This is a genomic window from Nostoc sp. UIC 10890 (assembly GCF_054786515.1).
This window is the reverse complement of the sequence record NZ_JBSGKF010000001.1, coordinates 6,709,224-6,732,409: the sequence shown is the minus strand read 5'-3', so window position 1 is coordinate 6,732,409 and position 23,186 is coordinate 6,709,224. Positions and strand designations below refer to the sequence as shown.

Annotated in this window: 16 protein-coding genes and 1 other RNA gene; 9 read left to right on the top strand and 8 right to left on the bottom strand. The window is 41.1% G+C overall.

The features are described from left to right. Positions 1-35: 35 nt before the first annotated feature. The gene (locus ACWATR_RS27775; protein ID WP_460339317.1) at positions 36-983 is read left to right on the top strand and encodes a F0F1 ATP synthase subunit gamma; all 948 of its coding nucleotides are present in this window, start codon (positions 36-38) and stop codon (positions 981-983) included. Between the two features lie 171 nt (positions 984-1,154). Next, positions 1,155-1,544, top strand: a transfer-messenger RNA (tmRNA) gene (gene ssrA / locus ACWATR_RS27770). Positions 1,545-1,603: 59 nt separating this feature from the next. On the opposite strand, the gene ACWATR_RS27765 is transcribed toward ssrA, so the two are convergent. Further along, entirely contained in the window at positions 1,604-2,059 is a 456-nt protein-coding gene (locus ACWATR_RS27765) for a helix-turn-helix domain-containing protein (RefSeq protein ID WP_460339315.1), read from the bottom strand. Between the two features lie 1,309 nt (positions 2,060-3,368). Here ACWATR_RS27765 and ACWATR_RS27760 point away from each other — a divergent pair. The 4 genes from ACWATR_RS27760 to ACWATR_RS27745 all read left to right on the top strand — a co-directional run bounded on the left by ACWATR_RS27760 (position 3,369) and on the right by ACWATR_RS27745 (position 9,188). Next, positions 3,369-5,108 carry a diflavin flavoprotein gene (locus ACWATR_RS27760; RefSeq protein WP_460339313.1) on the top strand — a complete coding sequence of 580 codons (1,740 nt, stop codon included), beginning with the start codon at positions 3,369-3,371 and terminating at the stop codon, positions 5,106-5,108. 155 nt (positions 5,109-5,263) lie between these two features. Continuing rightward, positions 5,264-6,976 carry a diflavin flavoprotein gene (locus ACWATR_RS27755; RefSeq protein ID WP_460339311.1) on the top strand — a complete coding sequence of 571 codons (1,713 nt, stop codon included), beginning with the start codon at positions 5,264-5,266 and terminating at the stop codon, positions 6,974-6,976. Between the two features lie 422 nt (positions 6,977-7,398). Next, positions 7,399-8,514, top strand: a complete 1,116-nt coding sequence (locus tag ACWATR_RS27750; protein WP_460339309.1) for a hypothetical protein — start codon at positions 7,399-7,401, stop codon at positions 8,512-8,514. 494 nt (positions 8,515-9,008) lie between these two features. After that, complete coding sequence (locus tag ACWATR_RS27745; protein ID WP_460339307.1) at positions 9,009-9,188, top strand: hypothetical protein; 180 nt, start codon at positions 9,009-9,011, stop codon at positions 9,186-9,188. Between the two features lie 20 nt (positions 9,189-9,208). Here the strand turns inward: ACWATR_RS27745 and ACWATR_RS27740 are convergent, their stop codons facing one another. Then, positions 9,209-10,501, bottom strand: a complete 1,293-nt coding sequence (locus tag ACWATR_RS27740; RefSeq protein ID WP_460339305.1) for a dicarboxylate/amino acid:cation symporter — start codon at positions 10,499-10,501, stop codon at positions 9,209-9,211. 193 nt (positions 10,502-10,694) lie between these two features. Here ACWATR_RS27740 and ACWATR_RS27735 point away from each other — a divergent pair, with 193 nt between their 5' ends. Both ACWATR_RS27735 and tnpA read left to right on the top strand, forming a co-directional pair. Next, complete coding sequence (locus ACWATR_RS27735) at positions 10,695-13,325, top strand: DNA polymerase III subunit alpha (RefSeq protein ID WP_460339303.1); 2,631 nt, start codon at positions 10,695-10,697, stop codon at positions 13,323-13,325. 436 nt (positions 13,326-13,761) lie between these two features. Beyond that, entirely contained in the window at positions 13,762-14,172 is a 411-nt protein-coding gene (tnpA, locus tag ACWATR_RS27730) for an IS200/IS605 family transposase (protein ID WP_460339301.1), read from the top strand. Positions 14,173-14,303: 131 nt separating this feature from the next. Here the strand turns inward: tnpA and ACWATR_RS27725 are convergent, their stop codons facing one another. The 3 genes from ACWATR_RS27725 to ACWATR_RS27715 form a co-directional block, all read right to left on the bottom strand. Then, positions 14,304-16,037 carry an Rqc2 family fibronectin-binding protein gene (locus tag ACWATR_RS27725; protein WP_460340710.1) on the bottom strand — a complete coding sequence of 578 codons (1,734 nt, stop codon included), beginning with the start codon at positions 16,035-16,037 and terminating at the stop codon, positions 14,304-14,306. A 179-nt stretch (positions 16,038-16,216) separates the two neighbouring features. Further along, positions 16,217-16,447: a hypothetical protein gene (locus ACWATR_RS27720; protein ID WP_460339299.1), complete on the bottom strand. Its 231-nt coding sequence runs from the start codon at positions 16,445-16,447 to the stop codon at positions 16,217-16,219. A 267-nt stretch (positions 16,448-16,714) separates the two neighbouring features. Next, entirely contained in the window at positions 16,715-17,986 is a 1,272-nt protein-coding gene (locus ACWATR_RS27715) for a glycosyltransferase family 4 protein (RefSeq protein WP_460339297.1), read from the bottom strand. A 1,101-nt stretch (positions 17,987-19,087) separates the two neighbouring features. Between ACWATR_RS27715 and psaK the strand changes: the two genes are divergently transcribed. Continuing rightward, the gene (psaK, locus tag ACWATR_RS27710) at positions 19,088-19,348 is read left to right on the top strand and encodes a photosystem I reaction center subunit PsaK (RefSeq protein WP_069073294.1); all 261 of its coding nucleotides are present in this window, start codon (positions 19,088-19,090) and stop codon (positions 19,346-19,348) included. Between the two features lie 119 nt (positions 19,349-19,467). On the opposite strand, the gene ACWATR_RS27705 is transcribed toward psaK, so the two are convergent. The 3 genes from ACWATR_RS27705 to hemN all read right to left on the bottom strand — a co-directional run bounded on the left by ACWATR_RS27705 (position 19,468) and on the right by hemN (position 23,140). Beyond that, on the bottom strand, positions 19,468-20,208 hold the full coding sequence (locus tag ACWATR_RS27705; RefSeq protein WP_460339295.1) for a DUF3891 family protein: 741 nt from the start codon (positions 20,206-20,208) through the stop codon (positions 19,468-19,470). Between the two features lie 334 nt (positions 20,209-20,542). Next, the gene (locus ACWATR_RS27700) at positions 20,543-21,235 is read right to left on the bottom strand and encodes a manganese catalase family protein (protein WP_069073296.1); all 693 of its coding nucleotides are present in this window, start codon (positions 21,233-21,235) and stop codon (positions 20,543-20,545) included. Positions 21,236-21,757: 522 nt separating this feature from the next. Beyond that, a complete protein-coding gene (gene hemN / locus ACWATR_RS27695) occupies positions 21,758-23,140 on the bottom strand; it encodes an oxygen-independent coproporphyrinogen III oxidase (RefSeq protein WP_460339293.1) in 1,383 nt (460 codons plus the stop codon). Between the last annotated feature and the right edge of the window lie 46 nt (positions 23,141-23,186).

Below are 23,186 nucleotides of genomic sequence, written 5' to 3'. Positions count from 1 at the left end.
CCTAACTCCTAACTCCTAACTCCTAACTCAAGAATATGGCCAATCTAAAAGCAATACGCGATCGCATTCAGTCGGTCAAAAACACCAAAAAAATCACAGAAGCCATGCGTCTCGTAGCTGCGGCTAGAGTACGTCGGGCGCAAGAACAAGTACTAGCGACTCGTCCCTTTGCCGATCGCTTGGCACAAGTATTGTATGGTTTGCAAAGCCGTCTGCGCTTTGAAGAAGCAAACCTACCACTACTGAAAAAACGCCAAGTTAAATCAGTCGGGCTGTTGGTAATTTCAGGCGATCGCGGTCTATGCGGCGGCTACAATAATAACGTCATCCGTCGTGCAGAAAACCGCGCCAAGGAAATCCAGGCAGAAGGTTTAGACTATAAATTTGTGCTCGTTGGACGCAAAGCTACCCAGTACTTTCAACGCCGCGATCAGCCCATTGATGCTACTTACACCGGCTTAGAGCAAATCCCCACCGCCGCGGAAGCCAATCAGATCGCTGACCAACTACTTTCCTTGTTCCTTTCGGAAGAAGTTGACCGCATCGAATTAATCTATACCAGATTTGTCTCTTTGGTTAGCTCACGTCCGGTAATCCAAACCTTACTACCCCTCGATCCACAAGGTTTAGAAGCAGGAGATGACGAAATCTTCCGCTTAACAACCCGTGGTGGTCAATTTCAAGTCGAACGGGAGAAAGTGACTAGCCAAGTCCGCCCGTTGGCTCCTGACATGATTTTTGAACAAGATCCAGTACAGATTCTTGATTCCCTGTTACCTCTGTATCTGAGTAACCAGCTATTGCGGGCGCTACAAGAATCGGCGGCTAGTGAACTAGCAGCGCGGATGACAGCCATGAGTAATGCCAGTGAAAATGCTGGTGAACTGATTAACACCCTCACCCTGTCTTACAACAAAGCACGACAAGCTGCAATTACTCAAGAACTCCTTGAGGTTGTAGGTGGTGCTGAAGCACTAACTTAGAAATAGCTAATTGTTAATTGTGATAAATAGCTAATTGCTAGTTTGTTTTGAAATTAGCAATTGGCTATTTTGACTAAGTGGAGCCATATATTCTGACTTTGATAATTACGAATTACGAATTAAGAATTACGAATTCAAAATTGCGTATTATAATTGAAGTATGAAGCGCATGGGTCCGTCACGGTTTCGACAGGTTGGCGAACGCTGCTCTGTGATTCAGGTCGAGAGTGAGTCTCCTCTCGGAAATCAAAGGCTCAAACAAAAAGTAAATGCGAATAACATCGTTAACTTTGCTCGTAAGGATGCTCTAGTAGCTGCCTAAACACCTCTTATAGGTTCGAGCGTCTTTAGTTTGACTCCGTTAAGGACTGAAGACCAACCCCCAACGGATGCTCTAGCAAGCGTTCTCTGGTTGGCTTGCTGGCTAAGATTAAATCAGAGCATCCTACGTTCGGGATAATGAACGATTCCCGCCTTGAGGGTCAGAAAGGCTAAACCTGTGAATGAGCGGGGGGTCAATACCCAATTTGGACAGCAGTTCGACTCTGCTCGGATCCACTAAAGATAAGTAACAAATCCACCAAACACTTTAATGTTTAGGTGGATTTTGTTTTATTCAGCTAATTATTTTGTTCCTGGGGTTGTTTGCGTGCGCTTCCAAACCTCCTTCCCCTTTTTTTAAGTACCCGTCGTAATCTATCTGCACTCAAGTTGACTTGACGCTCAGATGCCAATTTTTTTGCTAATTGTTTAGAGTTATAACTCTCTGACTCTTGAGCTAAACAATTTTCTAGATAAACCAAATCTGATTCCGAATATCGCGGTTTTCCCCCTCGGCCGGGAGCATCCCACAAACCTGCTAAACCCATTTTTTCCCAGCGATGAAGGGTTTGACGTACTGTTGAAATTGCCCAGTTCAGGCCTTTAGCAATTTGCTCATTTTTTAAGCCGCGAGTATTCAGTAATAAAACTTGAGCACGATCCTTGGTACGTTGAGGAACATCTTTGGCTTTTCTCAACTCTTCTAAAGTCAGCTTTTCTTCCTCAGTTAGAAAGACTTTTAATCGGCATCCCATAGTTAATAACCTTTTATGCAATAAATTTTTGTCATTTTTATGTCTATTCACGCCTATACACTTAAGTACTTTGGTTATTTATTACACTCTTTAAAAGCTAAACTACAAGTATTAAGGATGTCGGCGTCTACAAGGCTGCTACGTGATAAGTATTGGATCGAGAACACTGTCAAAGTTTGCAATTTATCGTCAGCAATGAATTTTCATAAAAAGTTAGGCATATCAGAGATGACACCATTAGCCTGTATAGGCAAATTTATTTAATAGCCATAAGCTACAGCTTCAGGCTATGACAATAAGAATTTGTTGGCGTTATTCTGATTAATGTCTAAAGTCGATAATAAAGGACTTTATCACCAAAGTTCTTAGATGATTCGTATGGTTACGGAGATTTATCGAAACTTTAAAAATGATTTTTACGCTAGTTTCCATTTTGCTCATTAGAAAAAGATATGTAAGCCTAGTTTCTTTTGATTCAACTAGTTTCTGGAAAGTGCTTTGCTAATCTCCAAAAAACTATCTTTTTTTATCAACTTTACATAAAATTTATATTTTACACAACAAGATTCTAGCTTGAGATAAAAATATATTCAATCCCCATTTGAGAAATCAGTATTAGTAGCTTTATTTGATGTAAATTGAAAACCTAAAATGATTATCTTACCTTTCCTACCTTTCCTACTTTTCCCACTTTTCTACTTAGTTATAAGAGAGTAACTTAAAAAAATAGCTTTTTATGATTGATATCTAAATCTATTTTTTTAAGATATTTATTTTGCGATCGCTCATGAATGTGCGCCACAATCATCGGATATATAGGAATCCGCTTTGATTTCTGAAATTATTTGCGTAGGTAGGCAATAGGCAATAGGCAATAGGCAACAGGAAACAAGCCTCTTCAAGTTGTACTGATTTTTTTCAAAAATCAAATAGGAGTCCTATATTTGTAAATCCTGGTCTATCCTTAGCATTCATACGTCATTCTGAAAAATCAAGGCTAACATAACAGTCCTAGATGTGTGATTTTTAAGTTTGAAGTTTTTCAATTTTTATTGACAAATAATATGATAGGCATGATATTTTTGAATTAAGACAGAAATAGATAAATAGCAAAATTAAATACTCAGTAAATCCTGAGAGTAAATTAATATTTAGTATATTTTTTGAGTCATAATTTTTGCTAAAAAACAGCCATACTTGATACAAGTTAAATTTTTCAAAAACTGATATTTATTACAACTTAAACAAAAAATAATAGAGAGAATGGGGGCAGAAGAAAAACCTGTTAATTTGCGATCGGAGACGAATAATGGTAGCGATGTCTACGACCGGCGATGCCCACGCAGAGAACGTTCAACATCGGTTAACTATACAAACTGTAGAAATTGCCCCTAACACAACGGCGATTCGCTCTCTTGATTGGGATCGCGATCGCTTCGATATCGAATTCGGACTGCAAAACGGCACAACCTACAATTCATATCTAATTAGGGGTGAACAAACAGTTTTGATTGATACTTCTCACCAGAAGTTTCGTCACCTGTATTTAGAGACTCTCAAAGGTCTTGTTAACCCCAAGACAATTGATTACATAATTGTTAGTCACACAGAGCCAGATCATAGCGGCTTAGTAGAAGATGTCCTCCAGTTAGCTCCTAGAGCTACCGTTTTAGCCTCAAAAGTTGCGCTTCAGTTTTTAGAAGGCTTAGTACACGACCCTTTTTCCAAACGGATTGTCAAAAGTGGCGATCGCATAGATATCGGCAAAGGACACGAAATGGAATTCGTGAGTGCGCCTAACCTGCACTGGCCGGATACAATCTTTAGCTTTGACCGCAAAACCCAAATTCTCTACACCTGTGATGCTTTTGGGATGCACTTCTGTGACGATCGCACCTTCGATGAAGATTTAGAAGCGATCGAAGCTGACTTTAGATTTTACTATGACTGCTTGATGGGCCCTAACGCTCGTTCGCTGCTGAATGCGATGAAGCGGATGGGTGAGCTAGGGAAGATTAATATAATCGCCAATGGTCACGGCCCTTTATTATACCACCACTTAGATGTTCTAACCGGGTGCTACGAAAATTGGAGCCAAAAACAAGCTAAAGCAGAAACAACAGTTGGCTTGTTTTTTGTCTCAGAATATGGGTATGGCGAACGCCTTGGCCATGCAATTGCCGAAGGTATACTGAAAACTGGCGTTGGCGTAGAAGTACTGGATCTGAGTACTGCTGAGAGCCAAGAAATTCAAGAACTAGCCGGGAGAGCAGCTGGCATCATTATCGGTATGCCCCCGACTACCGCCGCCGCTGCCCAAGCTAGTATTAGTTCGGTGCTAGCTGTTGCCAAAAACAAGCAATTTGTTGGGCTATTTGAATGTTACGGTGGGGATGATGAACCCATTGATACACTCCGGAGAAAATTTCTCGACTCTGGTATCAAAGAAGCCTTCCCAGCCATTCGGATTAAAGAAGCTCCCACTGCATCAACATTCCAGTTGTGTGAAGAAGCGGGTAAAGACTTAGGACAATTGCTAGTGCGCGATCGCAACATCAAGCAAATCAAGTCCCTTGATGTCAACATGGAAAAGGCGCTGGGTCGCATTAGCAGCGGATTATATATAGTCACCACGAAAAAAGATAATGCCTCAAGTGCAATGCTGGCATCCTGGGTAACGCAAGCGAGTTTGCAACCATTAGGATTCACAATTGCCGTTGCTAAAGACCGCGCCATTGATTCCTTAATGCAAGTAGGCGATCGCTTCGTCCTCAACGTTTTGGAAGAAGGCAATTATCAAGAACTCAAGAAACACTTCCTCAAGCGCTTGCATCCCGGTGCTGACCGTTTTGCTGGAGTGAAAACTCAAACCGCGAAAAACGGTTCACCAATTCTAACTGATGCTCTGGCATACATGGAATGTGAAATCCAGAGCAGTATGGAATGCAGCGATCACTGGATTTTATACTGCACCGTCCAAGAAGGTCGTGTCTCCAAAAACGATGGATTGACAGCCGTTCGCCATCGCAAAGTAGGTAATTACTACTAGGGATTAGGGATTGGGTATTGGGGATTGGGAAAACTCTTCCCCATTCCCCATTCCCCATTCCCCATTCCCCATTCCCCAGTCCCCATTCCCCATTCCCCATTCCCCATTCCCCAGTCCCCAGTCCCCAGTCTCTGTTCCCCAACTTTAAAACAGCTATGACCAATTCCAAGCCACGCGACGTACAAGTTTTACCAATTGCTACAAATACTAAGGCGATTAAAGCACGTAGTTGGTCACGTCTGCGGTTTGAAATTGAATACGCACTTGAAAGAGGTACTACTTCCAATTGCTATTTAATTGAAGCTGATAAAACCGCACTTATTGATCCACCGCCAGAAAGCTTTACCGAAATTTATTTAGAGGCATTGCGGCAGACTTTAGATTTGCAACATTTGGATTATATAATCCTGGGTCATTTTAGTCCCAATCGAGTTGCAACCCTCAAAGCAATTTTAGAATTGGCACCACAGGTAACTTTTGTCTGTTCTCTTCCCGGTGCGAACAATTTGCGTGCTGCTTTCCTAGATCATGATTTGAAAGTCTTGGTGATGCGGGGGAAAGAAACTCTGGATTTAGGTAAGGGTCATGTTTTAAAATTTTTACCCACTCCTAGTCCGCGTTGGCCGGAAGGACTTTGTACCTACGATCAGCAAACCCAAATTCTCTACACAGATAAGTTATTTGCAACTCATCTCTGTGGTGATGAAGTGTTTGATGATAACTGGGAAGCGCTCAAAGAAGACCAGCGTTACTACTTTAACTGCTTGATGGCTCCCCAAACTCCTCATGTGCAAGCAGCTTTGGAGAAGATATCAGATTTGCAGGTGAGAATGTATGCTGTGGGTCATGGGCCTTTGGTACGCAGCAGCTTAATCGAACTCACCAAAGCTTATGGAGAATGGAGCCGTTCTCATAACGATCGCGAAATTTCCGTTGCCCTACTTTACGCTTCAGCTTACGGGAATACGGCGACTTTAGCACAAGCGATCGCTCTGGGATTAACTAAAGGTGGAGTTGCAGTTAAATCAATCAACTGCGAATTTGCTACCCCTGATGAAATTCGCATCAACCTAGCACAGTCAGAGGGTTTTATCATTGGTTCTCCTACCATCGGTGGTCATGCACCAACTCCCATTCATACTGCTTTAGGGATTGTGATATCAAGCGGTGACAACAGTAAACTCGCTGGGGTATTTGGTTCCTATGGCTGGAGTGGCGAAGCCTTTGACTTAATCGAAGGTAAACTCCGGGATTCTGGATATCGCTTTGGCTTTGACACCCTGAAGGTGAAGTTTAAACCTGATGATGTTACTCTCAAATTCTGTGAAGAACTAGGTACAGACTTTGCCCAAACACTGAAAAAGGCTAAAAAGGTACGTGTACCACAACAAGCCGCGACTCCAGTAGAACAAGCTGTTGGTCGGATTGTTGGTTCCGTCTGCGTGGTGACAGCTAAACAAGGAGAAGTGTCTACCGCAATGCTAGGCGCTTGGGTTTCTCAAGCCACCTTCAATCCACCCGGAATAACAGTTGCGATCGCTAAAGAGCGAGCGATCGAATCTTTAATGTATCCAGGCGGTAAGTTTGCCTTAAATATTTTACCTGAAGGCAATCATCAAGACTACATGAAGCATTTCCGTAAATCTTTCGCGCCTGGGGAAGATCGATTTGCCAACTTTAGTACAGCAGTTGCAGATAATGGCTGTACCGTCCTCACTGATGCATTAGCATATTTGGAATGCTCAGTCAACCAACGTCTGGAATGTGGCGATCATTGGGTTGTGTATGCAACTGTGGATGAAGGTAAATTACTCAAGCCTGATGCTGTTACTGCCATCAACCATCGTAAAACAGGCACTCATTATTAAATCTTTATAGGTACTCTTCAACTTAGAAGATTACCCTGCAATGCAACTCTAGCAGCATTTTTGTTACTTACTCTGTCTGCTAGAGATACAATCAACCTCACTAGATGTCTGTACATCTAAATAAATCCACCTATCACTCTCATGTGTAGGTGGATTCATTTTTTTTGCTCGGAAAAAGGTTTGGAGGTAAAAGTGCGTTCTGCTGGTCAGGGATGCCTGCTATAAACCATGAGATAAAATCCTGTATCAATGCGTTTATAAATAACAGCAACCGCAGAACAGACGTATCTACATAATAAATTCATAGTTTTTTTATCATAAGTTTACACGTATATAGTGAAGAATTTAGCGAGTGCAAAATATGATTAAGCGAAGGTTATGAAACTTTTAAAATCTGCTCTCATCAGTAATTGTAATGTTTCATGACTCAGCCAGACAATTTATTACATTTAGCCAGTGAAAATAAGGAGATATTATTGATTAGGAAAATAGACGCGCAAAGTTTTGAGCTTAAGCCTCTTGGGATGTATTTGGTTGAAGCTGAACTAATCACTCCAGATGAATTAGACACAGCACTTAAGATACAAAAGTTGAGTGGTGAGCAGTTGGGAAAAATTCTGGCAATGCATGGTTTTGTTAGGCAGCAAACCATTGAGTACTTCATGTCAAAGGTTGTATTGCCAGAGCGACGCAAAATCCTGAAAAACCAGTCTTATTCAGACAATGGTAACAGCGATCGCATCTCTGTAATTGAGTCAACGAGTTATATAAAACCAGTAGGTGCGATCGCAACGTTGCAATCATCGCATAAATTGAAAGTATATCTTTCTGCCAACAAAACCCTCAAATTCCTACTTGGCGTGGTACTTTTCTTGGCTATTATCAGTCTTTTGGCTAATTACAATGTCTACTATCTACCTGACTTCCCTGGGAGAGATATCTTTAGAATTCTATTCGATCTCAACAGCGAAGATAATATTCCGACAATTTACTCTGGAGGAGCTTTACTATTTTGTTCTATTCTGCTGGAGATCATCTTCCAAGCTCAGAGGTTAGCTAAGAATAAAGATGTCTGGGCATGGAGAGGATTGTCAATAGTTTTTGCTGGTTTATTCTTAGATGAATTGATCGGTCTTCATGAAAGACTAACTACACCACTGCGAGGTATATTTAATACTAGTGGTTTTCTTTACTACGCTTGGGTGATTGCGGGTGCTATCTTCGTACTCCTCTTTTTGCTAGTATTTGGGCGATTTTTTACTACTCTTCCTGGCAAGACACGACGCTTATTTTTCATTGCTGGAACAATCTACGTAGCGGGTGCAATTGCTACTGAATTGGTAGGCGGATACTATGAATATTACTACACGCCCAATAGCATGGTTTATGTCTTCATAACAACTATAGAAGAAGTGCTAGAAATGCTGGGCATAGTTATCTTTATTTATGCGCTATTGTCGTACATAAGTTGCAATATTAAAGGTAGAGGTATAGGAATCCACATTATTGATTCTAGAAAGCAAGATCAGCGGACTTAGACTTGTTTTAAAAGTATGATTGCTAACATCTAAGCCTCGGAAACTTAACCCCCTAGTCCCAATACTACTCGGTTAAGCATTTTGAACCCAAAGTTTGGTTTTGGGAAAGGGTTAAAGGGTAAGGATTAAAGGTTTTTAATTTCCCTTTCCCCCTTAACCGACAAGTATTGCCCCTAGTCCTATTCCCTACAAGGTAATGGGGGTTTTAAAGCCTCTTCAACTTTTGAGGCGAGGTTTGGAAGTGGAATTTAGTTGACCTGAAAAATAATATCAATGGTTTTGACAACTTAGCTGATGTCATCAATGGTCAGGGGTGAGTGCAATTTCAGTATTAAAGCGGAAACAATATAAACTCATTTGCTGAAATTCCGCAATTGCCACCAAGACAATTGCAAAAACGCAGTGTAGCCTTTAACTAGAAAAAGAGTATCAAGGCAGTTCTTAGACAAAACGCCAACTATGGCCACTAAACTTTTATAATATTTGTTGTTCTTATGACTCCAAAACACACCAAAATTCAATTTCCCCTTTGGCAGTATCTGAACCAGCCTTTATTTAGCCACAATACTAAATTAGTATTGCATCCCCAACGCTTTGCATTGATCTGGCGTCTGCAACTTCTAGAACGCTGCTGGACTAAAGAATGTGATGCCAAAGGGCCTCAACAGCATTAGCTAGCTAAAAAGCCGTCAAACTAAGCCTCGTCCACAGAACGAGGCTTTTTGCCGTCAAGTAAAGCACTAACAGTCATGTCTCCCATAACATTAATCGCGGTACGGCAGCGATCTAGAAACCAGTCTACAGTAACTAGCAAAGCAATGTACTGGGTAGGTAAGCCTACAGAAGTGAAGACCAGTGTCATCGTTACCAGTCCAGCATTGGGAATATTCGCTGCGCCTACAGATGCAAAAATCGAGGTAAGAATGACAATTAACTGCTGTCCTAGACTTAGATGTTGCCCAATTAGTTGGGAAATGTACAACGCAGACATTGCTTCATAGAGGGCAGTGCCATCATTGTTGAAATTTGCCCCGACTAATGCCCCCAAGGCAGCAGAAGATTCCCTTAAACCAACTTTCGTTTGCAAAACCTCAAAGGTTATCGGCATTGCCGCCGCGGAGGAAGAAGTTGAGAAAGCTGTCAAAAAGGCATCAGAACCGCCAGCTAGAAATTTTAGCGGGTGTACCCAAGAACCAAATTTTACTCTGGTGAGGTAGTAACACGCTTGCAATACCAGCGCTAACAACACCGCGACGATGAATGCACCCAAGGATTTAAACGGTGCAAAGCCCTGCATCGCAACAGTTTTAGCAACAATCCCAAAGACTGCGAACGGCACTAAGGCAATTACCCAGTTGAGGACACGAACTACCGCTTCAAATAAAATTCCGATGACATCCTCTATTGGCTGGTATCCATTCTTTCCTTGGGCGATTTGTTCAGATTTTAATGCCCGCAGAACGATGCCAAAACTTAGAGCAATAACAATTAGTTGGATGACATTATTATCAACTAATGGCTTGAGAACAGCCTCCGGGACAGCATCTTTGAGTATTCCCCAAGGGTCAAGACTCTGAGGAGTTATTTCTGTACTTATTGAGGTCGTTACATTCCCCCAAGTCCCTGGACGTAGTACATTCGCGACGAAAAGCCCCACTAAAATAGCTACGGTAGTGTTGGTTAAAAGTAGCACTGCCAGCCGCCGTCCGGCTGTCCCAGGGATGTTGGTAGTCATCAAAGTATGCAGCACTGCTACCAGAATCAGAGGTGTAGCCAAGGCACGGAGAGCCTTTAGCACCAATTCCGCCGGAATTGCTAAATTATTGATTAAGGTGGCGTTGCTGGGATTGGGATTCCCTGCACCAAGGGCAATTCCGACGCTGACTGCCACTACTAGGGCGATGACAATTTGCAATGTGAGAGGGATACGCTGCCACCAAGGGCGAGCTTTGGTTGCAGGCGAAGTAGTACTCTCTGTTTGACTCATTAGTTAAATACTGGTTAACTGCTGTAACTATTAAAACAACATTAATGATAGTGACGATTTCGGAAAAAGAACAGCTTAAATTTTGGGTAAAAACTGTTAATCTAAGATTCCGTTGGTTTGCAAAATCTGGCTCGAAAGGGTATACCACAAGGTAGGCCCCTAGAGGTATCTTGGCTTGTGGTTGGAGATGCTTATGTCCTTTGTCCCTTTACATATTCACAGTGACTACAGTCTGCTCGATGGAGCAAGTCAGCTACCAGAGTTAGTGAATCAAGCGATCGCACTGGGAATGAAAGCGATCGCTCTTACCGATCATGGTGTCATGTATGGAGCCGTTGAACTGATCAAAATTTGCCGCAGTCAAAATATTAAGCCGATTATCGGCAATGAAATGTATGTAATTAACGGCGATATTGAGAAACAAGAACGCCGCCCCAAATATCATCAAGTAGTTTTAGCTAAAAATACCAAAGGTTACAAAAATTTAGTCAAATTAACCACAATTTCTCACCTTAAAGGTGTTCAAGGCAAAGGAATTTTTTCTCGCCCTTGTATTAATAAAGATTTATTAAAAGAATATCATGAAGGCTTGATTGTCACCAGTGCTTGTTTGGGTGGAGAAGTTCCCCAAGCGATTCTCAGTAATAGACCAGATGCCGCCCGGAAAGTTGCTCAGTGGTATAAAGATGTATTTGGTGATGATTATTATTTAGAAATTCAAGACCACGGTTCCCAAGAAGACCGAATTGTGAATGTTGAAATAGTCAAAATTTCGCGGGAACTAGGGATTAAAATTATTGCTACTAATGATTCACATTTTATATCTTGTTTTGACGTTGAAGCCCACGACGCTTTGCTATGTATTCAAACTGGCAAATTAATTGTTGAAGATAAGCGGATGCGTTATAGCGGCACAGAGTATCTCAAATCTGGTGAGGAGATGCGGCAGCTATTTCGTGACCATTTACCGGATGATGTGATTGCAGAAGCGATCGCAACTACTGAAGAAGTGGCCGATAAAGTTGAGCCTTACCATATCATGGGTGAGCCTCAAATTCCTACACCTCCCATTCCTTCTGGTCATACTGCTGACACTTACGCCGAAGATGTTGCATGGAGCGGACTTTTAGAACGCTTAAATCGCAAATCTCGCCAGGAAGTCGATTCCGTCTATAAAGAAAGATTGGAATACGAACTGAAAATGATTCAGCAGATGGGTTTTTCCAAATACTTTTTAGTTGTATGGGACTACATTAAATTTGCTAGAGATAATAATATTCCTGTGGGGCCAGGTCGGGGTTCGGCGGCTGGTTCATTAGTTGCTTATGCAATGCGAATTACTAATATTGACCCTGTACATCATGGGCTACTATTTGAACGTTTTCTGAACCCCGAACGGAAATCCATGCCTGATATTGATACGGATTTCTGTATTGAACAACGGGATAAAGTTATTGATTATGTTACTGAGAAATACGGTGCAGATAGAGTTGCCCAAATTATTACTTTTAACCGCCTAACTTCTAAAGCGGTTTTGAAAGATGTCGCCAGAGTATTAAATATTCCCTATGGGGAAGCTGACAAAATGGCGAAAATGATTCCTGTGGTGCGCGGGAAACCAACGAAACTCAAGGTGATGGTTTCCGATAAAACTCCAGAACCAGAGTTCAAAGAAAAATATGATAAAGAACCCCATGTTCGCCATTGGCTTGATATGGCCATGCGAATTGAGGGAACGAACAAAACTTTTGGTGTTCATGCGGCGGGTGTGGTAATTTCTGCCGATCCACTTGATGAAATTGTGCCGTTACAGAAGAATAATGATGGTTCTGTAATTACCCAATATTTCATGGAAGACCTGGAATCAATGGGTTTATTGAAAATGGATTTTCTAGGTTTACGGAACCTGACGCTAATTCAAAAAACTGTAGATTTGATTCAAGAAACGAGAGGATATCGGGTTGATCCTGATGAAATTCCCCGCCAGGAAAGAAAAGCCCAGAGGATATTAGCTAAAGGTGAACATAGCGCTTTGCCAAAAGATGTCCAAAAAACTTATGAACTATTAGAAGCAGGTGAGTTAGAAGGGATATTTCAATTAGAATCTTCTGGGATGCGTCAGATCGTGCGAGATTTGAAGCCTTCTAATATAGAAGATATTTCTTCAATTTTGGCACTTTATCGACCGGGGCCATTAGATGCGGGGCTAATTCCTAAATTTATTAACCGCAAACATGGTCGAGAAAAGATTGATTATCAACACCAAGTTCTGGAACCAATATTAGACGAAACTTATGGAATTATGGTCTATCAAGAGCAAATTATGAAAATTGCTCAAGATATGGCGGGATATTCTTTAGGACAAGCTGACTTGCTGCGTCGGGCGATGGGTAAAAAGAAAGTTTCTGAGATGCAAAAGCAGCGAGAAAAATTCGTGGATGGCGCAGCGAAAAATGGGGTTCAGAAAAAAGTTGCGGATGAATTATTTGAGCAAATGTTGAAGTTTGCTGAATATTGTTTAAGCTATGACACAGAAATATTGACAGTAGAATATGGATTAATGCCGATTGGAGAAATTGTAGAAAAAGGCATTGAATGCAGTGTATATAGTGTTGATAATAATGGAAATATTTACACGCAATCTGTTGCACAGTGGCACGATCGCGGACAGCAAGAGGTGTTTGAGTATTGTTTAGAAGACGGTTCAGTAATACGGGCGACAAAAGACCATAAATTTATGACTGCTGATGGTCAAATGTTGCCAATTGATGAAATATTTGAACGGGAATTGGATTTGATGCGGGTTGATAATTTGCCGAATTGAGAGGAGGGGTAGCCAGCCAGGGAATAGAATTCCCTGTCTAATGGTGCAAGTCCTCTAGAAGAGGACTAGAAAAAACTTGGTTTAATTGTTGACTAGTTTTACATAGTCGTCTTCAGACGACTTTAGCTTTCAGGGAGGGAATTTCATTCTTAACCAAATTTATTGGTTTACCAACCAGACCGCCAGGGAATAGAATTCCCTGTCTAATAGTGCAAGTCCTCTAGAAGAGGACTAGAAAAAACTTGGTTTAATTGTTGACTAGTTTCACATAGTCGTCTTCAGACGACTTTAGCTTTCAGACAGGGAATTTCATTCCCTGGCTGGCTGCTGGCTGCTGCTTTCTGGCTGGCTGACGGACACTGCTAATATGATAATTTTTTCCAGCAATATGGGAAACATAAATATATGTAAGTAAATACGAAATTTAAAAAATATTATGTCTCTGTGGCGACTTTATTATCATATTGTTTGGGCAACAAAAGGTCGCCAACCTCTAATTACCTCCGATAAAGAAACTGAGCTTTATAATTACATCATTAATAAATCCAATAGTTTAAATTGTAGACTCCATGCCATTGGAGGTATTGAAGACCACATACATTTAGTAGTATCTATCCCGCCAAAAATCGCGATCGCAGAGTTTGTGAAAAAAATTAAAGGAAGTAGTTCTCACCATTTCAACCAGAATCTTTACCCTACATCAGAAAAATTTGCTTGGCAAGAAGGATATGGTATATTTTCTTTGGGCAGTAAGCAACTTGAGCAAGCTGTCATATATGTTCAAAATCAAAAAATACATCATCTTAAAGGCACAGTAAATCCCCATTTAGAAAAAACAGGCGCATAACCAAGAAAAAGAAACTGCTAATATCTATGGGCAACTCAAAGCTGATTGATTTAATCAATTTGCACCCAAAGAAAAAAGCAAGCGGAGAAAAACTAAAATAACTGATTTAGGTTTTGGTGAAGTAAAGAGCGTCATTTTGAATTTTGAATTGTTAATTGTGGTTTTCCCCAAAGTATAGTTTCCTGCTTGTAAATGGCAATTCCCGGTTTTGCCCCTTTGGGTTTGTAGACGTGTTTTGGCTGAGTGTAAACTACTGGCACTTGCTCACTCTGACGGGCGCGACTGTAATATGCAGCGAGATTAGCTACAAATTGCAAATCAGCTTCTTCTGCCACAGCACCCGGTTCTAGACGTAGTAAGACATGACTCCCTGGAATTTCTTGAGCGTGGAACCAGATGTCATAATCCCCAGCTACACGAAAGGTCAATTGGTCATTTTGGCGATTGTTACGACCAATTAATACTTCAAAGCCACCGGGGGTAAGGTAACGATGAAAGTTGGTGCTGGGGGGGTCATTGGCACTGCGGCTGCGGTATTCGGGATCTTCTAGATATTTTTGTCCAATCAATTCTTCGCGGATTTCTTCTAAAGCTCGCAAATCTTCTGCTGTTTGGTAATTATCTATTTGGCCGATCGCAGCTTCTACTTGTTCTAAATACTCTATTTCTGTCTGCACTTCCAACAATAACGGTTCGACGGCAGCACGAGCGCGTTTCAGCTTTTGGTGCTGTTTGTAAAGACTTTGGGCATTTTGGACGGCATTTTTATCTGGTTGGAGAGCGATCGCTATTGGCAAATTTGTATCAAAATCAGCAAGGATAATTTCTTTCATCCCCGGTTCCCAGTTTTGCAGGTGAGCCATCAATAAATCAGCTTTTTGTCGATAATCATCGGCTTGATCTGATTGCTGCAAGCGTGTTTTAAAGGTTTGAGCTTTATTCCGTAATTTCGCCAGAATATTATTCAATTTTTGACTCAGCTGATGGCGCAATTGGGAAAATAACTGTTGGTCAATCTGGTTACTGTAATAACAGTTAAGCAACTCTTGGATATCTTTGACCTTTTCAACTGCTCCCCAACCCATGACGGTGTAGCCATCTTTTGTCCAAGCGGGTTGAAATTTACAGGAATCCAAAGCTTGCAGCCATTCTTGCCAACGCTCAAACAACCGTCGCCAGTCGTCGGGGTTGAGAGTATCGGTGGATGTTTCTGGTGCAATATTTGCTTCTAACAGCATTAACTCCAGCAATGCTGCACTCAAGCCACTATAACTTTTCAGCAATTGCCGCTTGATTGCCCCTGGTACTAAACTTACCCGTTCTTGCCAACGTTCTTGGGATTCGTTCAAACTGGGGACAGTGCCAGTCAGTTTCGGTGGTGTTTCATAAGGTTGTCCGGTTTGGATGGGACGGACACTAGATTGTTGCTGACTGACTTGATGAGCGGCGGTGATAATTATATTGTTAGCGTCGGTGAGAATGACGTTGCTATACTTGCCCATGATTTCTGCATAGACATGATACAGGGCAGTTTCTCCAGGACGACGGGCAAATTGCAAATCAATAACACGTTCCCAAGGAGCGATCGCTTCAATCGCCACCAGCGCCAAACCACCCAATTGGTGGATTAATTGTTGGCTAAAGGTAAAAGTGTCTGGCGATCGCGGTGGCGGATCGCCAATACAAATATGTGCAGCTTGGGGATGCCAAGAAATCTGTAGCCAATCCCGCTGTTTCAGGGTGCGTAATGCTATGGCAATAGTGTAGCGATCGCGCTGGTAAACCTGTTCTGTCCGCGAGGGCAGCCAGTTAGCGCGGATTTCGCTACAAGTAGCTGTAAGAGTGGTGAAGTCAACTGGTTGCATAGCCATTCGCGTTCAAAGGTCGATGCTCAGTATACTTCTATATATTGATATTAGCGTAGGCGTACCTCGCCTTCTCTACAAGATGTACTGTTAAATCAGCATCGCCTAATTGAAGTGATTTATTCCTTCTGGCGTTGTTTTTGGTGTTATATATCTGTGATGAATTGTTGGGTATTCCCCTATTCAATTTGTTGCTTAAGCGATGGTGTTAAAATCATTATTCCTCTCACAACTTCTTCAGGAGTAGCCGTACCATCGATTATCTTTGGTGCAATCGCCATCACTTCCAAAGCCAGGTTTGTTGGAATTCCCTTTGCTTCTAACCGCTTCAATTCCAAAACGTCAATACCTGCTGTTAATCCATCCAAATACTCTTCTACACTCACTCCCAAATTTTCAATTTCTACCATGAGTATAATTTCCTGGTTTTTTGTTTGACGTTTCAGGTGATACCTTATAGTTAACTCAAAGCGATCGCTATTTCTTCCATGATTAACGATGCCTGAAACCCTTATTATAAAAAGGTATTACTAACATACTTAAAAAGTATTATCAAATTCCTTACGGTTGGCAATACTGTTTGGTTAAAGGTTATTTGTCATAATTTCAGATGTATAGAGACGCAAAATTTGCGTCTCTACAGAAGTTATCCGAACTGTATTCGGTTAATCGGAAGGTTATTTCGCAAGTAATAATTCGGGTTCTTTGGCTGGTTCCTCCAGCAGTTGGGTATAGAGTTCACTCAACTGAGTGGCTACGCCATGCCAGCTAAACTTGCTTTCGACACGCTTTCTACCGGCTTTACCTAATTCGTCTCGCCATTCTGGATTTAAGAGAATTCGATCAATCGCAGACGCAAAGGCATTTACATCTTGCGGTGGAGCCAATAAACCAGTTTCTTCATTAACCACCGTGAACTGAAGTCCACCGACATCACTTGCTACAACTGGTGTACCGCTTGCCATCGCTTCGATCGCTACGAGTCCAAAGGGTTCGTAGTGACTGGGAACAACGCAAACATCAGCCGCTGCGTAATAAGTTGGCAAAATATCTTGACTGAGACGACCAGCAAGGGTGGTAAAGTCGCTCATACCTAATTCGTTGATAATAGCCTCAATGCGATCGCGCTCAATTCCGTCGCTGTTACCAGGAGTACTACCACCACCAATAATTAACTGGAGATTCTTGGAGTCGCGTAGCCCAGACTCATTTACTGCCCGCACCAAAGTTTCTATCCCTTTGCGTGGGTCAAAACGCCCTACGTACAATACAACTTTGGCTTCTTTGTCAATACCCAATTCAGCCCTGGCTGCTTCTCGTGCAATCGAACCAAACCGCTGAATATCTGTACCACAGGGAATGATGTCGATATTACCTTCAGTGGAAACTAGCGATCGCATGTGTTGCTGTTCTTGCGGACTTGTCGCTACAATTCGCTCTGCTATTTCCAACACCTCTTTTTCTACTGCTAATCGCTGACTGGCAATCAGAGGGATATCTTCTATAGTGTTGTACTTGACTGCTCCCAAGGAGTGATACGTGTGAACCTGTTTACTCTGTTGGGTTTTCTTTAACTCCATCCCCACCCAACTAGAGAGCCAATAATTAGTGTGAACTAACTGGTATGTAATATCGTTTTTTGCTTGAAATTTTAGGAAATTATCCACAAATTCCGGCAGAAATTCAAAAATATCATCTCGCGGCACAAACTCAAGGGGGCCAGCTTTTAAACGAATAGTTCGACAATTGTTGCTATGTTCAACAATTGAGTCTTGCTCCAGACTCACCTTGCGGGTAAACATATCAACTTGCCATCCTAGCTGCGCTAGTGCTTCACCCACGTGGCGCACATAAACGTTTTGTCCCCCAGCTTCTTCTTTCCCTATTTCAATCGCCGGATCTCCGTGGACGGAAATTAAGGCGATACGTTTTTCGGTGGTAGAGTTCATAGTTTGTGTGTTGCTGATTTTAACAAAGTTTTAGGCTGTTCCAAGTTCGTGTATAGCACGCTTACCTGAATTGTTTAGGAACTTTGATTAATATTGATTTTAATGTACTATGTCTAATCTTTTTTTACATCTTCTGCCAGAAGTATACTTTTAGATAAAATATTTGTATTTAATTTCTTTAGATATAGAAAATTGCTATACTTGCATCTCATACTTTTGATAGATGAAAATTATATTTTTTCATCTATGCCGTGCAAATCTAATTCCATAGATAGATACCTTGATGTAAGTTCGACGAAGTTATAGTAGAACTTAGGAGGTAGGAGTAAAAAAAAGTTTTTGCTCAGGCTTGCAGAACAAAGCACAATACCTAACTAACTTACAATCCGCTGTAAAAAATAGCCGTAGGCAGAGCCGATAAACCTTTTAGGTCAATATCTAAAGAACGTTTCTTTTTCTGGTAAGTTTCACCAACCAGCCCAGCGAAAAGATTGCTCACCAAATTAGGTACACTCTAAGATAGATTCTGTAAAAATTGACAAAATTTTTTCGAGTGTCGCCAAATAGCTTACTGAGAATACTTTCAGTTGTTTTTACTACAAAGACTATTGTTTCTATAGCGGTTCTCGATAAGCGTGAAGTACAATTTTGACCTCTCTCCAAACCTCTCTCCTAAAAGGAGCTACGGTGTACACACAAGTCCTAAAAACCTAGCTTGATAAGCATTTCCTCGTTTTCCTCGTTCCCAGTCTCCGACTGGGAATGCATTCATTGAGTCTCTGACTCAATATCTGACTAAGAGGCAGCAGCCCCTAATCAGGCATTCCCATGCAGAGCATAGAAACGAGATAAACGAGATAAACGAGATAAACATCTCGTAGAGAGCGTCATTGCGTTAGCGGAGCGGGGCGTTAGCCCATTGCGAATTGCGAATTGCGAATTGGTTTAACCCTTCCCCAGGACTCTTCGTTGAACCCATATTGTATGAAGTAGTAAGAATAACTGTTAAATATTGATGCAAAATCGGGTAATTGATTGAATTTGCTTCGGAAAGTTTCAGATTATATTTTCAATCATTAATAAATTTCAGGAGCAAATCAGGTGTTTACTTCAACCTTACTCGCTGCTGCAACTACACCCCTACAATGGAGTCCTACAGTTGGGCTGATTATCATTCTCGCTAATATTGTTGCCATTGCCTTTGGCAAATCTAGCATTAAATATCCCAATGCCGAACCAAAACTACCCTCATCTAATTTATTTGGTGGTTTTGGTTTACCAGCGCTTTTAGCAACTACCGCCTTTGGTCACATCTTAGGAGTGGGCGTTGTTTTAGGGCTGCATAACCTGGGCAGAATTTAGGTTCTTACCCAAGTTAGCTTTTATTTGAAGATTCTTTTGTCTCCAGCTTTGAGCCAGAGAGTTAATTCTCTGGCTCTTTTCTATTAAAATTACTCGTTTAATTTGACGGCGATAACTATCTAACTCTTAACAAATGTCCACTCTAGTTCCTTGATGGGAGCTTCTTGTAGTGCTTTAGTTAGTTCGCTACTACTTTCAAATTTTACCTGGGAGAGTTCGCAGGCTTCGACGTTGACTGTGAATTTATCGTCCTGGAAGGGCCACGGTTTAACAACGACCAAGTTATCACTGCGCTGCATGATGTCATAGCGCTGACCTTCAGGGCCCTTGCTAATCTCTAAAAACCGCTCATCCTCAGGTAGTTGTTGCTGACATAAGATGAGAGAAAGGCGATCGCACCATTGCATAAATGCATAGGCTGCATCAACTTCCTCCTTTTTGATTCCCAATTCTTTGCGCCAACGTTGCTGATTTTGAAATTGTTCATCCAAAACTTTGTCTAGTTTTGAAGACTTTCCCCGCCTTGGCTCATTTAAACGGCTGATGTGCATAGAAATTAATAGAGCCACCCATCGTCCACGGTAAAGGGCATTCTTTGCCAGATTAGCCAATTTCTCGACACCGGCATCTGCATCGGCATTTGAGTTGAGGGTGAAATCCTGTGGCGCACCCGCTTCAGTCAAAATATCTTCTTCCCACTCTTTTTCTAGGTCATCGTGATGGGAAATTGCAGCCATCGTTTCATATAACCTTGCTGGAGCGTCTTTACGTCGCCATTGTCCCGCCAGTTGAGCTGCTAATAGAGCATGGGCACGATGATAAATGACTTCCCAACCATTTGGCGTAGCGTTGACAATCACAAGTTAATCTCCTGATTCTAAGTTTTGAATTTGAGTTGAATTAATTTCTGAAATCAGAAATGTTGATGTAGATATTGATGAGCGATCGCTCTAACTTTTTTAATGTGGCTGAATAATAGCTATAGATATTTTCACTGGAGTGTAATAGCCAAATACTCAGTTGAAATTCCCGACTTTTAGAAAAGTCAGGAATTTTTTTGTTTATAAGATGTAGCTCAACAGCCCAACAATTACTAAAGAGAGTGACCGTCTACCGGATGATTGAACTTTTCAAGAATCTGTTAAAAATCTCTTTACCTCAAATCAACCTATACTCTAACTGCAACCTATGCAATTAAGAGTGACTTTCTAGCGGATCAGCAATATATTTGAATGTTGGCTCCGAATTCCAAGGGCCACGTTCATCTTTACCATTTCCGTTTGTAGATAGGTTGTAGTAGAGAGCAACAGTGTCATCTGGCTTAACATTACCAAAGAATGGATCTGTTAACTTACCTAGTGAATCTAGAGCTTTCATAAACATCTGTGTATGAGAAATTTCTCGTGTTAACAGATGCACTAAAGTCTCTTGGGTTCCTTTATCAGTTGCCAACTTGATCAATGATTCGTAAGTCTGACGAGCGCCAGCTTCTGCTGCAACGTTAGCTCTTAAATCACGCACTACATCTCCACCCTCATTCAAGTAGCTTGCAGTCCAAGCAGTACCTTGGCTATCTAGAAAATGAGGCCCAATTCCTCGGACTGCAAAGAGAGTACTCTTATAAGCCTCGGTTTGATCTACATTTTTAGTATGAGCTTCAATGAGTTTACCAACCATTTCTAAATGGCTGAATTCCTCGATTGCAATGTCTTGGAGCATATCTTTAATGCCAGCATTTTCAACGTGGAATGATTGAACCCAATATTGAAGTGCTGCACTCAGTTCTCCAGTAGCGCCGCCGAACTGCTCTAAAAGTAACTGAGCAAAACGAGGATTTGGCTCACTAACGTTAACTGCACGAATAGTCTCTTTTTTGTGAAAAAACATAGATTGATACTTCCAAAAATTATGATGTTAGAGAAGGGAGCGAAACTTTAGCAGTTGCACCTGCCAAAATTACTAAAACTACTCAAGCAATAATACTTATAAGCTTCCTCAACAATCTCACTTGTATATAAGTTATCAACTCTGAACTAAAATTCTTTCTACCAGATGGGATAAATGCCAAATCCAAAAGTTAGACAAAAATGTTTATATCAAGATTATTTGAATAATAATTAGCATTTATAGTATAAAAATGTTATGCAAAAGTTTTGTCAGATAAATCAGGAATTATTGAATAGACTAGTTTAGAAGTTATTCGCCCTATAACTAGGCATTAATACATGAATAAATTATATTTTTTATACTTTTTATATCTATCTGAAGATGGAAAAAAATTATCTAACTTTTTGGAGATGCATTGAAATAATTTTTAATTCGTAATTTATAATTACTGAAATCCCCTCAACCGCTATTTTCAAGGTAGATTGAGGGGATAATGTGTAGCCAATATTTGCAAAAGTGATATCAAATGGCGCGGGAGAATTTTGTCTCTCGCGTTCTGGTGTGAGTATCAAATATGACGGCAATATTTCTTACTAATAATCTACCGATGTCTGTAATCTGGATCTGATTTTTTGATAAACTTACTAGACCATCGGCTTCTAGTGGTTTTAATGCCTCTATTTCCTCGGAGAAATATTCATCAAAATTGATATGATATTTATTTTCAACATCTTGCTTATGCAACTGGAAGTGAGACATGATACCCATGATCACGTCCCGCCTGATAATATCATTTTGAGTAAGTTTGATGCCTTTACTAACAGGTAAACTACCTGCTGCAATTGTCTGATAATAATCCTTTAATTCCTTGTGGTTTTGGGCATAAGCATCTTCTAGCATACTTATGGATGTAGAACCAAAACCAAAGAGTTCTGTTTCAGCGTGGGTAGTGTAGCCTTGAAAATTGCGTTTGAGAGTGCCATTGCGTTGAGCGATCGCTAGTTCGTCATCAGTTTTAGCAAAATGATCCATGCCAATAAATAGATATTGGTTATTCGTCAATTCTTCAATGGTCATTTTCAGAATCTCTAACTTTTCCTCTGCTGGCGGTAGTGCCTCTTGAGGAATATTTTTTTGCGTCGGTTTGAGCCACGGTACATAGGCAAAGTTAAAGACCACAATTCGGTCAGGATCTAATTCAATAGTCTTTTTCAGGGTCTCCCGAAATGTCTCGCGGTTTTGATAGGGTAAACCATAAATTAGGTCTACATTCACACTTTCAAACTTAGCTTCTTTGACCCAACTCATGACATCAAAGAGCATTTTTTCTGGCTGGACACGATTAACAGCTACTTGAACTTGGCTATTAAAATCCTGAATGCCAAAACTAATACGGTTAAACCCAATCTCTCTCAGAAAGAAAATGTAGTTTTTATCGATATAGCGGGGATTAATCTCAATTGAGATTTCTGCTTGTGGGTCGATGTTGAAATAGCGATTTATATTTTTCCATAAAACTTCTACCTGGTGACGCTCTAAGTAATTAGGAGTACCACCTCCCCAGTGGATTTGCAGTACTTTTCTGTCTGGATCGATTAAAGCTGCGGTGTTTTTGATGTCTTGAATCAAAGACTCCACATAAGGTTTAGCAAGATTCTTGTTGTTGGAAATTACCGTATTACAGCCGCAGAAGTAGCAAGCACTTTGGCAAAAAGGGATGTGGAAATACAAACTCATAGGGGTTTTGCGTTGGTTCGATGCTGCGATCGCGGCCTTAAAATCAGTTTCGGTGAATGTTTCGCTTAACTCTGTAGCCGGTGGGTAACTGGTGTATCTAGGTGCGCGAGTGTCGTACTTTTGAATCAGATCCAGATCAAACTTGACACCAGGTAGTAGAAAAACCATTGAGTTTCTTTCCAATGAATGAAGGGAGTGGGGAATGGGGAGATGA

Coding starts and splice junctions, on each gene's coding strand:
- ACWATR_RS27765 (WP_460339315.1), bottom strand. CDS start 2,059: ATGGGATGCCGATTAAAAGTCTTTCTAACTGAGGAAGAAAAGCTGACT.
- ACWATR_RS27735 (WP_460339303.1), top strand. CDS start 10,695: ATGTCCTTTGTCCCTTTACATATTCACAGTGACTACAGTCTGCTCGAT.
- ACWATR_RS27715 (WP_460339297.1), bottom strand. CDS start 17,986: ATGAACTCTACCACCGAAAAACGTATCGCCTTAATTTCCGTCCACGGA.
- ACWATR_RS27750 (WP_460339309.1), top strand. CDS start 7,399: ATGACTCAGCCAGACAATTTATTACATTTAGCCAGTGAAAATAAGGAG.
- ACWATR_RS27760 (WP_460339313.1), top strand. CDS start 3,369: ATGGTAGCGATGTCTACGACCGGCGATGCCCACGCAGAGAACGTTCAA.
- ACWATR_RS27700 (WP_069073296.1), bottom strand. CDS start 21,235: ATGTTTTTTCACAAAAAAGAGACTATTCGTGCAGTTAACGTTAGTGAG.
- hemN (WP_460339293.1), bottom strand. CDS start 23,140: ATGGTTTTTCTACTACCTGGTGTCAAGTTTGATCTGGATCTGATTCAA.
- tnpA (WP_460339301.1), top strand. CDS start 13,762: ATGTCTCTGTGGCGACTTTATTATCATATTGTTTGGGCAACAAAAGGT.
- ACWATR_RS27740 (WP_460339305.1), bottom strand. CDS start 10,501: ATGAGTCAAACAGAGAGTACTACTTCGCCTGCAACCAAAGCTCGCCCT.
- ACWATR_RS27725 (WP_460340710.1), bottom strand. CDS start 16,037: ATGCAACCAGTTGACTTCACCACTCTTACAGCTACTTGTAGCGAAATC.
- ACWATR_RS27720 (WP_460339299.1), bottom strand. CDS start 16,447: ATGGTAGAAATTGAAAATTTGGGAGTGAGTGTAGAAGAGTATTTGGAT.
- ACWATR_RS27755 (WP_460339311.1), top strand. CDS start 5,264: ATGACCAATTCCAAGCCACGCGACGTACAAGTTTTACCAATTGCTACA.
- ACWATR_RS27745 (WP_460339307.1), top strand. CDS start 9,009: ATGACTCCAAAACACACCAAAATTCAATTTCCCCTTTGGCAGTATCTG.
- ACWATR_RS27775 (WP_460339317.1), top strand. CDS start 36: ATGGCCAATCTAAAAGCAATACGCGATCGCATTCAGTCGGTCAAAAAC.